This is a genomic window from Pseudomonas sp. GW821-FHT07E12, from assembly GCF_058986605.1.
Map to the genome: position 1 here is coordinate 88,663 of NZ_JBYSVX010000012.1, position 13,119 is coordinate 101,781.

Consider the following 13,119-nt stretch of genomic DNA (forward strand, 5'->3'; position numbering starts at 1 on the left):
CACTCGGCATGACGGCATCATCCTGCGCCCGACTGGAGCGACAACCCCATGGCAATCGTCAACCTTCCAATCCGGCTTCGCCCTTTCCACAAGCTCACTGTCGGCGAGTATCAGCAGCTTTTGCATAAGCGGCTGAGCGAGGCTTTCCCGAGCCTGCCGGTTCGCCCCGAATGGGCCGCGATGCGCGACGAGCGCGGTCTGTATTCGCCGCGCCTCGACACCGCCGTTGGGCCGTTCGCGACCAATACGATCCACATTACCGACTACGACCGGCTGGTTCACGACCATGGTCAGCTGCTGCACCGATGGTTCGACCTGCATGGCGCCAATCTTCGAGATGCAAACGCTGACCAGAACCCGTTCGGTTTCGAGCATGCCTGTCACCGGAACCAGAACGCGCGCTGCTTCCTCGCTTTCGAGATCGAGAATCGGGTATCGCAGAAGCACCTGATGGGCGGCGCTATCAATGCCGCGGCGCTGGGCAGGCTCGGCATTGCCGTCGCCTGGAACGCATCGGTCCTGCAATCCTTCATTCGTCTGCGCAGCTACCTGCTGTTTCTGAGTAGCGTCGGCAAGAATTCCTTTGACCCGTCGAACCTGCTAATCCTCACCGCATCCCAGTTGATGGGCTCTTTCCATGAAAACAGGACGCGCCGATACGGCGGACGCGCCTGAACCTTTGCCTCCAGAACGCCGCGCACCGGGACCCGCACGATGTCCGTCGAACTTTCGCCAGCGACCTACTCGCTCCTGATCAGCACCATTTCTATTACCGTCGCCACCGTATCGCTGGCATTCGCGGTCTATTCCTGGCGACAGGCCAACCGGCCGTTGTTGTCCGTACGGATTACCGCACCCGGCGGCGGCAACCAGGCGATCCCGCTGAACATCCTTATCGAGAACACCGGCAACCGTCCGGCACGCGACGTACGCCTGGTCGCGAAGGAGAAGGATATCCTCGCCGCGCTTGCACCCGGCTGGCCGCAGAAAGTGCCGCAGGATGCGCAAAGATGCCTGCTCGACGGCTTGACGCTGGCGGTGCTGGCCAACGGCAAATCGTGGTCGAACGCATTCGAGCATCTGCAAGGACAGGCCGGTCCTTGGCGTCCCGGCGCGGAGATACCGGTGCAAATCCGCTATCGTGACATCGGCTGGCGCCGCTTCCGGACGAGGTACCGGCTGGTGCTTGCCGACGATGCCGGATTCGCGCAGACGTTCTGGTCGCCATCGAATAGCACCGCGAAGCCCCGGTAGCACGTGCCACTCCGCTTCGGCGAACTGCGCCAACGGTTTTTCGTCAGCTACGCATACGACGACGCGGGCTGGTGAACCAGCCCGCGTCGCAACGCCCGCATTACTCTACAGGGAGGCTCAAGGTCGGCGGCAGCCAGCCCGACTTGGCCAGCAGGCTCGCGGCCGACGATGCCAATGCCTCGCGCTTGAGCTTGGCGAACCCCGGCCCGCCGTGGCCATGCTGGCCGAGAATGTGCAGCGTGTCGGCCTTGCGCAGCCGCTGGAAGTAGCCGGCGCTGGGCTGCCAGTGCGCGGCCATGTCCAGTTCCAGCGCCGACAGCAACAGCAGCGCCGGCTGCCGGTCGTCGAAGCGCTGTACCGCGTTGAAGCTGCGCGCAGCGCAGTAGGCCAGCAGCGACACGACCAGATGATCGTCGGCCTGCCGGCACCACGCCCACAGTTCATCGCTGCCGGCCGGCAGCGTGCGTTCCCATGCTGCGTGCCAGCCGATGCGCGCCTCATCCGTGCTGCTGCCCATCAAGGTTTCCGACGGGCCGGGATTGGCGTGGTCGGTCATGCCGATGTCGAGGCCGTGTCCATCGCGCTCACCGCGCATTGCCAGCACCAACTGGAACGCCAGCGCCCGCAACGCCAGCGGCAGATTGTTGGCCAATGCCTGCTGAGCAATGACGGTCAGGAACGCCGATAGGTCCTGCCGCACCGGCTTCGGGTCGCGGAAGGCACCGGGGCCGGCGGCATCGTCCTGCCCGCCCTTGCGCGTGGTCTTGGTCACCTTTCGCTTGTCCTCGGAACGAATCAGACCGTCGAGGATTTCAACGCGGCCCGCGTGGCCGAGCGCAACCACCGCACCGGCCAGCGCCGCCGCTTCCGGGTCGAGCCCGACCAGCCCGTGCTCGATGCCGGCGATCTTGTCCTCGATCGCCTCGCAGCGGGCGTTGGCCTGTTCCCACACGGCGTCGGATTCGGCGGCGTCGCCCTGCGCTTCCAGCGCCCGCACCCGCTGCTCGGCTTCGGCCAGTTGCTCGCGCAGCTGTTGCAACCGCTTCCCGGTCCTGGCGTCGGGCTCCTGCCGGACGTTCGGCACGCGCCCGTAGCGCGAGCGCTGCTCGTAGTCGAGCGTGCCGACCACCATCTCCACCCACGGCAGTTGCAGGCGCAGCTTCTGCGCTTGCTTTTCCAACTTGGCCTCGGCCAGCCGCTGCAGCAGCGCGGCGTCCTCGAAATAGTCGGTTTCGTCGTCGCCGAACAGGTCGCGGCGGATGCTGCCGCCCGCAGCGACATAGGCCTTGCGCCCGACGAAGCGCGCCCGCGGGTCGTCGCCGCGCACCGCCGACTCGGTTAGGCGGCGGCGGATTTCCCAGGCCGAGGGACGCGCGCCCTTTTTCAGCAGCGCGTCCTGCGCGGCGTGGTCGTCGGTCAGGGTGAAGGCCATGACCTGATCGAGGTTCAGTTCGTCGGCGCGGTAACGCTTCATCACCTGCCGCGACACATTCGCCAGCCGCAGCCGCTTGTGCACGGTGTCGGCGCTGACTCCGAACTCGGCGGCGATGTCCTCAGCCGACTTGCCCTCGTCCACCAGCTTGGCGAAAGCGTCGAACTGGTCGGCCGGGTGCATCGCCTCGCGCTCGACGTTCACGCTCAGACTGGTCGCGGTGGCCTGCTCGCGCGGGATGACGCGGCAATCGACCGGCTCGGCGACCACCAGTTCCTTGCGCTTGGCCAGCAGCCGCAGCGCGGCGAGCCGGCGCTTGCCGGCGACCACCTCGAAGCCGGGCCGCTTGGCCTCGCGCGGGCGCGGGATGACGGTCAGGTTGTGGATGAGCCCGCGCGCCTTGATCGAGGCGGCGAGGCTCTCGATGCGGGTGCCGCCGGTCTTGCGGACGTTGAGCGGGGACGGGAACAACTGGTTGAGCGGGATCGCCCGCACGCTGTACTGCCCTTGGACTTGCGCGTTCATGGTGAACTCCTGTTGGTTGTCATCGGTGCGTTGCGTGGCCCCGCTCCGCAGGAGCAGGGGTTCGCAACAAGCCGATGGCGACCGCTTGCCACGCAGCCCGGCGCAATCAAGGGAGCGGCGCAGCCGCAGGCGAGGACACGGGTCGCTGCGCGGGCCCTTGACTGAGGGAGCCGGGCGAAGTGGCAGTCGTCACAAGGAGCAAAAAGAAACGCCCTGCCTTGCGGCAGGGCGTTCGTCGCAGCGATCAGTCGTTGTTCGGCCGCGACCAAATCAAGCTGTAGCTGCCGTCGTCGCTCTCGACCAGGCGGGCGTAGATCGCCGCCGGGAACGAGGGGTCGTCGATCGAGACCGACAGGTACGGCCGGTTGGCCTGGCTGGTCTTAGCCCAGGCCGCGCCCAGCTCGTAGTTGCCGGACAGCACCCGGTAGTCGGGGCTGTTGTCGCTGGTCTTCTCATTCGGGACGAACTTGACCTTGACGTTGACGTTGAGGGTGCGGACGGTGCCCGCGTAGCCGTTCTCGGACTTGGTGAAGGTGCCGATGGTGGACATGGTGTTTCTCCTTCCGGTTGGTCAGGTCGCGCCCATCGCGGCCTTGACGGCGATCGGACAGGCGATGGCCGGGCGCCCGCACCGCTTGCGGTCGCAACGCAGTGGAGAACCGGGAAAGAGCAAAGAATTTGTCGGCGAGGAAGGCGGCACGCCGGGGAAATTGTTTGCGCGTCCGGTTGCGGGTACGAGCCCGAGGCGCAGGCGCGCCATCGACCACGATTCGCCGACAAGTGAAGGCCGCATGGGTCGATCTGATTGGAAGGAGTGCTGGCCACCACGGCTTATGCCAAGTCCGGGCAACGCGAATATGGCCCTCGACGACAGCCACGTCCCGTCCCGAATGGCAGCAACACCATTGCGATGTATCACCGGCAACTAGGAGCTGGGCGCGGGACAGCGACCGCATGCCTGCTGGCTGCTTTCGGAACTCGACCCGAACCCCAGCGAACGCATCCTGCAGTCGAAGACGGCAGCTGCTATGCCCCTGGTCGCAACCGACCCACGCCATCGCGACTTCCGGCTGCAAGGCATGGCGTTTCATCGGCGATTGCACAAAAAAGGAGGGGCTTACGCCCCTCCCGACAACCGGCGGCTTAGACCCAGCCGCGCGAGGCCATCGACAACGGTGTATGTCCGCCGATGACGAAATGGTCCAGCAGTCGCACGTCGACCAAGGTCAGGGCCTGCTTCAACCGTGCGGTCAACGCCCTGTCGGCCGCCGAAGGCTCAGGCTCGCCAGACGGATGGTTATGGGCCACAACGACCGCCGCCGAATTGTGCATCAGGGCCTGCCTGACCAGTTCGCGCGGATGCACCTCGGCTCCGTCGATCGTGCCGAAGAACAACTCGGCGTAGTCGATCAGCCTGTGCCGCGTATCAAGGAACACGGCGGCGAAGACCTCGCGCTCTAGGCCCGCCAGCTTGTCGCGGAAGAATCGACTGGCAACCGACGGATCCGAAAACAGCGTGCCGCGGCGCATGCGCTGGTCGACGACCGACCGCGCGGCCTCCAGGATCTGGTCCGCAGTTGCCAACTGGTAGCGACGTCGCGGGTCACGGACAAACAGTGGAGAATCGAAGGAAGAAGACGACATGAGCGTGCTCCGGTACCGGGCGGGATTGCCCGGCGCCGGGTCGGCACGCCGCAGCGCAGCGGTCAAGGGTCGCAGACGGCCGCAGGCCGCAAGCGCAAAGCGCGCAGCCCTTGACGGCGAGAACGGCGTGCTACGGTGACCGGACACTGCAAGCCCCACCCTACCCCACCCACCCACCAAGCATGGAATGTCATGGCAAGCGAAGCGCGCAGATCCGCGAGGACCGGAGACGCACGGGATCAATGCTGGACGGCCACGACTCGCAAGAGACGTGGTCGCAGCCCAAATGGCTGGAGGTCGGCCTGGATCTGATCTGTGCCTGATGGGGACGCACTGGAGTTAAGCTATCCGGAGCCCTGATAGGCAGGGGAAACAGAAATACTCTCTTACCGCTCAGAGCCAGTCGGCTGGAGGCAAAGCGTGACATTCACACCTTTTGATCCGTTGGAGTTCAAGAACACCAAGGTCAATGACGCTGCGTTGGGAGCCCTAAAGCGGGAGATAGAGAACATCCTGAGCTCATATGTGGGCTGGTACGACCCATTCTGCGAACTGATCCAGAACGCGCTGGATGCGGTGGAGGCGCGCGTAGCCGCCGAATCGGCCGCAGGGACGGAGGCGAGCTACACGCCCACCATCAGGGTCCGCGTTGATCTGGACCAGAACTCCCTGACAGTCACTGACAACGGAATCGGCCTGGACAAGGACAAGTTTGAGCAGTTCCTCGCACCGAACTTCTCATTCAAATCCGGGAAGACACGAGGTCATAAAGGTGTCGGGGCTACATATGTTGCATATGGCTTCAACTATATGCGTATCTCCACAAAGACGCCTGGATTCTCGGCTTCCGGACGAATCATTGGCGCCAGAAACTGGTTGCGGAGCAATGCTTCAGGCGGGAATCCGAAGGTTGAGCCCGACACCTCCAAGCAAGTGGATGAGAATTTCGATTCGTACGACAGGGGTGTCTCTGTCACGGTCCGCTTTGACGAGACAACTCACCCCAAACGCCTCGATTGGATCAAAACCAATACCGCAGATCGTTGGCACAAGGTACTTTCAATCAAAACTGGACTCGGATCAGTGTCCAGAAACGCTTCGATCCATGTCGGCATTACTGTAGTTTCGAAAGGCGCGGAAACAGCGACAGAAGCTATTGGTACCGCCTATCTCTGGCTCCATGAATCAACGACCAAAAGCGTGTCCATCAAAGACCTCGCTGCAGCATCCAAAGCGTTGTTCGAAAAATACGGTACAGGTCGGAAGTTGCCAGACAAGTACAGAAATCTTGACTTCATCTATGAGACATGGACATCTGAAGAGATCGGCCACCTGCTGGGTAACCAGCTTGATGAGGAGGAGCTTGAGGTACTCGCGAAACACAACCCAACAATAAGTGTCGAATACGGCTATACGACCAAGCTCTGGCAGAACTTCAACGATTCGCTCCATCTGCGTGGAGGCGGATACCGCGTTCTGCATACTGGCATCCAGCTTGCGGCAAACAACATGCCGCAGGGAGAGCCGATTCTTGTTCCGCTCAAGAGATATACCGGCCGTCAGAATCAGGTCCATTTTCTCGTGCATTTCGACAACTACACACCCGACTTGGGAAGAAAGGGATTTCATCGGGAGCTCTCTGACTTTGCAAAGAGTGTCTCCCAGAAGCTTCTGGAAACCCAGATCGCGAAGTTCCACGGATCCATGAAGGCCAATTCGGGCGCATCACCGGACCTTGCCCGGGAGATTGCAATCAGTGATTGGAAGACCGAGATGCTCAATCATGAATCAGAGCAACCGCTTCAACTCACGAACAAGCACTTCTTCCTTCCGATCGAACGGGTTTCCATTACGTCTGTTCCGACGCGGGAGCAAGATGTAATTGCTCTGTTTCACCAGCTTATTGCAGGCGGGGTTGTGCGCGGTCTCAATGTCATGTCGACAAACGAGCGCTTCACCTATGACGGCCTGTTCAAGATATCCTTTGATCTCAAGCCAGAACTCTTCATCCATGATCCCGAAGAGAACCCTTTGGGAGTGCCCAGCGAAGTGGTAGCCGCGCTCCAAGGAAAAGTCACGCTTCCTCGCGTACTGGAGTACAAGTTCAGTCTCGATGGCTTGGTGGAGGATTTCGACAGTCAAAGCAAGAACATAAAGGACATCGATCTCTGCGTCGCCTGGGAAACAGGGGACCTTTACGTCGAACGATATGGAATCACGTCATTGCTGATACCCGAGAACTCCGATCAGCGCCAATACCACGGCATCACACACGTTCTCTATGACATTGAAACGGGCGCCAAACATTGCGATCTGATCATATTGGGCGAACTCATAGAGCATCTGAACGATCCTTCTGGGTCTGCGGAGAAACAGCGCCAGAAGTATGAGTAGATCCTACGGGGAGAATGGTCCACGCGATATCAATAACGGCGTCTATCGGAAGCGCTGCTGACTGCTGAGGAACTATGGATATGAAGCCAAACATGGCTGGTCCGACAATGAAGATCCTGTACGGGCCGCCAGGCACTGGAAAGACATGGCGCGCCAGCAGGGAGGCGGTTCTGGCCATTGATCCATCCGGCTACGCCAAAGCGATGAAGCAGGCCGATCCCGATACGGAAATCCGCAAGCTCCATGCAAGCCTTGTAGCCGATGGAAGAATTCTCTGGATCACGTTTCACCCCAGCTACTCCTATGAGGATTTTGTCGAGGGCTACCGTCCGATTGTTGACGACAATGGTCAACTCGCCTATCGCGTTGTTGACGGTCCGTTCATGGCTCTCTGCCTTCGCGCCCGCTTCGAGACCGATCTGCGCATCGGCGAACAGCTGCACGATGCATCAGGTGGAGCGGCAGGCGTAGTGGTGGACAAAGACGCCGGCGGCTGGATCGTCAGGGTGACGCCCAATCGGACCGACGAAGTTGCATCCTCAATCGACAAGTACGTTCCACGCTACGTCGTGAACCGGATTCTTGAGAAAGGGTTCCCGGCCCAGATTTTTTCCATTCCAGGCAAGACACTTCTGAAGCTGGCTGATTACGACATAGATCCAGGGGATGATGACGTACCACCCCCCAAGGAAGGGGAGACGGCGGCAAAGCGTAGTGGGTCGGTTATCAGGAAGATAATTGCCGCCCGCACCGGAATGTTCTCCTCCTCGGATATCAGCAATTCGTCCCATATAGGCTCAGTGGTCAGAAGACTGATCGAACTGAAGAAGAAGGGTCCTTCTGCAGGAAGTCCTGTCGTAATCGTGATTGATGAGATCAACCGCGCTGAACCGTCACGGGTCTTCGGCGAGTTGCTTACATTGCTGGAGTCAGACAAGCGCCAGGGAATGCCGGAGGAGAAGAAGGTTCTGCTTCCCTATTCAAAGCGACTGTTTACCGTACCGGCTAATGTTTCTGTTATTGGCACCATGAACACCGTTGATCGATCGCTCACTGCTCTTGATTTTGCAATGAGGAGACGTTTCGAATTCGAGCTGGTCACAACAGACCCTCAACTGGTGCCCGAGGACCATGACGGCATCAATATCCGGTCTTTGTTGGACCGGATCAATACGCGTGTCAGCATGTTGCTCGGCAATGGACGCGAGTTCGGGCACTCATTTCTGATGGAGCATACGTTGACTGCCGTGCAGAGCACCCATGGCTGGGACACGCTGCCAGACGGAAAAGTACGCGCGCTCGCCCATGTGATCCGATCCAGCATCATGCCGACGCTCGCGGAATATTTTCATGACGACATGAGTAAGATCCGTGCAATAGCCGGTGAAGCCAAGAGCGGAAGCGGTGCCACAATCTCCCTGTTTGACCGTCCCACTTCCGACCCTCAGTTCCTCGCGCGCCTGCCGGACGAGTACGAGTACTCGGAACTAAAGTCCGGAACATTCTCCAGCTGGTGGAACCCTGCTTCCCCTGATTGGGATTCGAAGCGATTCAAAGAGTTCGCGTCAGCACTTGCTGCCGGAAACTAGCAGTCGGAGCAGCCTGTGCCTGTATTGACCACATGGGAAGGCATGGAGATTCCTCTTCCAGAGGGGATGGACCGGCATGCAGCCGGGCGCAGACTCATGCACGCTGGCGAAGATGCATCTTTTCCAACCTTCCGTTGGAAAAAGGGCAAGCTCCATGCCGCCGAAGTTGTCGGCTGCATCCAGGTGGGGCGTCTTAGAATCAACGTCCTGCCGAAGCTGGATACGTCAGAGCCCGATCGGGATAAAGAATTTCTGTTGAACATGCTTCATGCGGCGGGATATCTGAGCCGTCCTCACACCGGTTCCGCGGAAGTCCGACAATCCTCCTCCGACCCATTGGAAGCCATGATCTCTGAGGTCGCGTCCGAGATGCTGTCTGCGCTCGGGGAGGGTGTGCCCAGGAGATACGAAGAGAGACAGGAAGATCTGTCGGCGGTTAGAGGACGCATCGATTTTTCCCGGTTGTCGACCCGCCTGCCCAGCGAACGCGCACGTCTGCCGATGCGTCATTCACCGCTCACTACCGACAATGAGCTTGCGCAATGCATAAAGGGAATCGCACGGCTTTTGTACCGGTTGACCAGAAGCAGCTCTAATAGGCAATCGTTGGCAACCGTTCTCGGTCAGTTTGCCGGAGTCAGCGACAGATTACCCACCCATGAGCAGCTCGATGCGCTGATGCTCGCGCGTCGCGAATCCCATTGGAGTAAATCGATCTCTGTCGGACGTCTTCTCCTGACTGGTCAATCTCCAGATCCTACTTTCTCAGGTGAGAGCGACGCTTTCTCCATGCTCTTCCCATTACAGCATCTGTTTGAAAGGATGATGCGCAAGATCCTGACAAGCGCGTTTCAGAATAGTGATGTACGCGCCCGCCATCGCAGCGATCCACTGTTCCTGCTGGAAGACCCGCTGGACAGGACCGGCATTGTCCGACTGAAGCCCGACTACCTATTCGAAGACACCTCGGGGCTTCTTGCGATCGGGGACGCGAAATGGAAGCGGGCTTCTGAGTTCGGGCGCGCACATGGAGTCAAACGTGAGGATCTTTACCAGGTTAACGCGTACCTGGCGAGATACGGTGTCCGGAATGCCTTCATCTTTATGCCACGCGCCAACTGGATGACATCAGACTGGATGAAGTCCTATCAGATCCCCGAGACTGAAAGACATATTCATCTCATGGGGGTAGACATCGAAGGCTTGATCAGCCGGGACCGTACGATACGTGATAGAGCATTTTCAGTATTCTCGGAGCCGATTCTGCGCATCCTGGGAAGTTAAGTAGTCAACCGTTTCGGCTTGCGAATACGGAGTTCGGAATGACCGCCGTCTCGGCTCAGCAGTTCCTCGATGTACCAGCGCTCCGCTGCCCCGCTTTCATCCGAGTCCTCGACCCTGACAACCACATGTCGATGCCCAAATGAAGGCGTTGGGTTTTTGTACGCATCGATCACAGCTTCAACGACAGCAGAGAGGCCATGAGTGACGTCGTGCTCCCAGATCCGCAAGACGCTCCAGCCCTTCTGAAGCAGATGCCGGGTCTGCAACCGATCCCGTGCAGTATTGGTCTTAAGCTTCTCATCCCAGAACTCCGACCTTGATCTCGGCCTCACGTAGTGTGAGGGGCACCCGTGCCAGAAGCACCCGTCCAGAAAGATCAGGAGCCTTGGAGAGGGAAAGGCAATATCCGGCCTAGTTCCCTCTACACGCAGATTGAGCCGGTACCTGAGTCCCCGATGCCACAGCGCCTTGCGCAACAGCAACTCGGGGCCTGTGTCGCTGCCCCGGATCCGCGCCATATTGGCGCTACGACTCAGCGACTGTTGTCTCGGCATATATAACTTCCTCAGGAGACAGCAAGTCTCCTGATTCCATCTTCCCTCGTGACTTCCCTTGATGCATCCACAAGAGACAGGATTGATGCCACACGCTCGGCAAACTGCTGACTGAGAAGAGGAGGAACCGCATTGCCTACGACCCGGAACCCATCGACGAGTCCCACACTCCCGAATCGGTAGTCGTCCGGGAAGGACTGTACACGGGCTGCCTCACGGACAGAAAGCGTACGAGGCAGGAACGGATGAACATAGGCGTAGGTATCCTTGGCCATATGACTGACGATTGTCTTGGAAGGCTGCGCGGGATCCATGCGCGAAAGCCAGTCCCCGTGCGCCCCCCCGCGCTTCTTCAGATAGTTCTCCGCCAATAGATGATGCTGCAGTTCTCCGGGATGCGGCGCAATCCCTTCGAGCAGCAATCGCAGGCTCAATGAGCCGTCAGCTATCGCAGCAAGGGTGGTGACCTGCTTCAACGAGACCCCCATTTTCTTGGAAAGCCCGGGAGTGGAGGCAAGCGCTTTCCGCAACGCCATGAGAACATCATTGATAACTTGCAGGGTTGGCGCGTCATCACAACGATAGTCCATCCACCGCTTGCCAGGACCCATCAGAGCAAAGAAAGCCTCATCGTCCGGGCGTGGAGGACGGGCAATATGCGCATCAACCGAGGTACCTCTGAATGTCCAGTTTCTGAAAATCTCCTCTGCCGTTTCGACAGGCGCACCTCCAGTCTGCCTGTTGTCCTCATCCCGGACAGGGATCTCCGATCCCTGGCTTTCGAAATCAGGAGTCGGCAATCCATCAAGTGCAACCAAAAGTGGAACAGGCGGCCGCTTCTCAAGAGAGAGCACCCAGGATGCAGCATCGATATCGGACAATGAATCAGCGATTTCCTTCCGGATACCTGCCATCACAAAACGTTCCCTGTTCTGTGGAACCGCGTGTTCCGATGCAACGACAATGCGCCGTGCGATATCGTAATGGAGGCCGCTTGCTGAAACCGCTTCTATCGCCTCCGCCAGAATGTCGGCCGCATCAAACTCGATGCCCTCGGATTTCACTACAGCCTGAAAATGCCGTACGTTTTCAAAGAGGAACACTTCCGGAGACAACGCCGCCACAAAAAGCACGTACTGGTGCATGAGCTGATTACGGCTGTCTACAGAATCCTCATCTTCATGGACATGTACGCTCTGTTCACGCAGGCTGCGGATCTTGCCCCGCCCGATACGGCTGAAACCTTGGCAGGGCGGGCCTCCCAGGAGCACTGATACCTGATGTCCATCCTCATAGATCGATCTCAGCGCCGATTGCACACCGGCATCGCCGAAGAAGGTTATACGCGCCTCTTCGCGTGATGCACGCCAATCCAACCACAGGCGCTTTATCCGCTGCATTGGACCCGTCTCGAGAAACTGCTGGAACTTTCGGATCCGCTCTGCTGCAGATGCCAGTTGACCCCGACCTGCCCCTTCTGCTCTGGCGCTCAGCTTGTCGACCTCCGCATCCCAGAGCTTGCGTGCCCTGGTCCGGCAAGCACGAAGTACGCCATTGTCCGCGTGTCGGAATGGAGCGTCGCCCCCGGCTACCGCATCGCCATCACGATGCCAGATGAGAGGCCCTACTCTTGGATATGCACTTCCGGTGGTGGGCAGTTTCGTGGCGCTGTGGAACCCGGCAACTGATGTCTGTCCCAGCACGCCAGACCCCATGACCCTTATTTCTTCCAGATACTCTGGCTGGCTCCTACATGAGGCCAAGCTATCGAGAAACATGCTGTCCAGATCGTGCAAATGCTTTCTCAAGCTGGAAATGCCGACTTTCTGCAGTTGCGCAATCAGATCTTCGTCGCCGGATGACCGGGCAAGATGATCGAGATAGTAGGCCTGTATCTCAGCCTCGTTCATGAAGTCGGTGATGTCCTCATGCCTTGCAATAGGCAGGTCACCGGATGGCGAAGGATGGTTGTCATTGAACACCCGTACCATGGCATCTTCGATATCCAGTGCCATGGCAACACGATAGACGCGGCCATCATTGGAGCGCTCGAATCCCAACGACATACCGCCACAACCGCAGAACAGATCCACTACATAGCGTGGTCGCGGCAACAGTGTCTGCGCAGATTGAGGCAAGCTGTTCAGCAGCTTAGCGCTGTCCGCTGCCTCAGCATTGGGGAGAGTTCTGACCAGTTGTATCGGACGGTTCTGTCGACCAGTACCGTTAAGCCACAAGCGGTATTTCGCAAGCGAATCACTCCGGACATATTCCCCATCCAGATGGCGCATGAGCGCGGATACGCCTATACCTATCGCTGCCGCAGCCTCCTGAAGGCTGATGCTCTCCGATTGGATGCGATGCCGCACTTGCGTCAGAACAGGGTGTTTCATCTAACTCTACTTTGGTTTTATGAAGAGATGGGGCAATAGATGCAGGGGTG

At 59.3% G+C, this 13,119-nt stretch carries 10 protein-coding genes; 5 read left to right on the forward strand and 5 right to left on the reverse strand.

The window, feature by feature from the left end:
- Nucleotides 1-48 precede the first annotated feature (48 nt).
- Entirely contained in the window at nucleotides 49-675 is a 627-nt protein-coding gene (locus AC3WJE_RS09260; RefSeq protein WP_493730494.1) for a hypothetical protein, read from the forward strand.
- Between the two features lie 39 nt (nucleotides 676-714).
- Nucleotides 715-1,254 (forward strand): DUF8453 domain-containing protein, encoded by a 540-nt coding sequence (locus AC3WJE_RS09265; protein ID WP_493730495.1) that lies wholly within the window; start codon nucleotides 715-717, stop codon nucleotides 1,252-1,254.
- Nucleotides 1,255-1,354: 100 nt separating this feature from the next.
- Here AC3WJE_RS09265 and AC3WJE_RS09270 read toward each other — a convergent pair whose 3' ends face one another.
- The 3 genes from AC3WJE_RS09270 to radC all read right to left on the reverse strand — a co-directional run bounded on the left by AC3WJE_RS09270 (nucleotide 1,355) and on the right by radC (nucleotide 4,855).
- The gene (locus AC3WJE_RS09270) at nucleotides 1,355-3,211 is read right to left on the reverse strand and encodes a ParB/RepB/Spo0J family partition protein (RefSeq protein ID WP_493730496.1); all 1,857 of its coding nucleotides are present in this window, start codon (nucleotides 3,209-3,211) and stop codon (nucleotides 1,355-1,357) included.
- A 244-nt stretch (nucleotides 3,212-3,455) separates the two neighbouring features.
- The gene (locus AC3WJE_RS09275) at nucleotides 3,456-3,761 is read right to left on the reverse strand and encodes a DUF736 domain-containing protein (RefSeq protein ID WP_493730497.1); all 306 of its coding nucleotides are present in this window, start codon (nucleotides 3,759-3,761) and stop codon (nucleotides 3,456-3,458) included.
- A gap of 593 nt (nucleotides 3,762-4,354) precedes the next feature.
- Nucleotides 4,355-4,855 carry a RadC family protein gene (gene radC, locus AC3WJE_RS09280; RefSeq protein ID WP_493730498.1) on the reverse strand — a complete coding sequence of 167 codons (501 nt, stop codon included), beginning with the start codon at nucleotides 4,853-4,855 and terminating at the stop codon, nucleotides 4,355-4,357.
- A 420-nt stretch (nucleotides 4,856-5,275) separates the two neighbouring features.
- On the opposite strand from radC, the gene AC3WJE_RS09285 reads away from it, so the two are divergent.
- The 3 genes from AC3WJE_RS09285 to AC3WJE_RS09295 all read left to right on the forward strand — a co-directional run bounded on the left by AC3WJE_RS09285 (nucleotide 5,276) and on the right by AC3WJE_RS09295 (nucleotide 10,122).
- Nucleotides 5,276-7,249 carry an ATP-binding protein gene (locus AC3WJE_RS09285; protein WP_493730499.1) on the forward strand — a complete coding sequence of 658 codons (1,974 nt, stop codon included), beginning with the start codon at nucleotides 5,276-5,278 and terminating at the stop codon, nucleotides 7,247-7,249.
- A 107-nt stretch (nucleotides 7,250-7,356) separates the two neighbouring features.
- The gene (locus tag AC3WJE_RS09290; protein ID WP_493730500.1) at nucleotides 7,357-8,838 is read left to right on the forward strand and encodes an McrB family protein; all 1,482 of its coding nucleotides are present in this window, start codon (nucleotides 7,357-7,359) and stop codon (nucleotides 8,836-8,838) included.
- A gap of 15 nt (nucleotides 8,839-8,853) precedes the next feature.
- Nucleotides 8,854-10,122, forward strand: a complete 1,269-nt coding sequence (locus AC3WJE_RS09295) for an McrC family protein (RefSeq protein ID WP_493730501.1) — start codon at nucleotides 8,854-8,856, stop codon at nucleotides 10,120-10,122.
- Here the strand turns inward: AC3WJE_RS09295 and AC3WJE_RS09300 are convergent.
- On the reverse strand, nucleotides 10,119-10,676 hold the full coding sequence (locus AC3WJE_RS09300; RefSeq protein WP_493730502.1) for a very short patch repair endonuclease: 558 nt from the start codon (nucleotides 10,674-10,676) through the stop codon (nucleotides 10,119-10,121). The two genes, AC3WJE_RS09295 and AC3WJE_RS09300, sit on opposite strands and share 4 nt — an antisense overlap.
- Before the next feature lie 11 nt (nucleotides 10,677-10,687).
- On the reverse strand, nucleotides 10,688-13,069 hold the full coding sequence (locus tag AC3WJE_RS09305; protein WP_493730503.1) for a DNA cytosine methyltransferase: 2,382 nt from the start codon (nucleotides 13,067-13,069) through the stop codon (nucleotides 10,688-10,690).
- Nucleotides 13,070-13,119 lie beyond the last annotated feature (50 nt).

Coding starts and splice junctions, on each gene's coding strand:
- AC3WJE_RS09260 (WP_493730494.1), top strand. CDS start 49: ATGGCAATCGTCAACCTTCCAATCCGGCTTCGCCCTTTCCACAAGCTC.
- AC3WJE_RS09265 (WP_493730495.1), top strand. CDS start 715: ATGTCCGTCGAACTTTCGCCAGCGACCTACTCGCTCCTGATCAGCACC.
- AC3WJE_RS09270 (WP_493730496.1), bottom strand. CDS start 3,211: ATGAACGCGCAAGTCCAAGGGCAGTACAGCGTGCGGGCGATCCCGCTC.
- AC3WJE_RS09275 (WP_493730497.1), bottom strand. CDS start 3,761: ATGTCCACCATCGGCACCTTCACCAAGTCCGAGAACGGCTACGCGGGC.
- radC (WP_493730498.1), bottom strand. CDS start 4,855: ATGTCGTCTTCTTCCTTCGATTCTCCACTGTTTGTCCGTGACCCGCGA.
- AC3WJE_RS09290 (WP_493730500.1), top strand. CDS start 7,357: ATGAAGATCCTGTACGGGCCGCCAGGCACTGGAAAGACATGGCGCGCC.
- AC3WJE_RS09300 (WP_493730502.1), bottom strand. CDS start 10,676: ATGCCGAGACAACAGTCGCTGAGTCGTAGCGCCAATATGGCGCGGATC.
- AC3WJE_RS09305 (WP_493730503.1), bottom strand. CDS start 13,069: ATGAAACACCCTGTTCTGACGCAAGTGCGGCATCGCATCCAATCGGAG.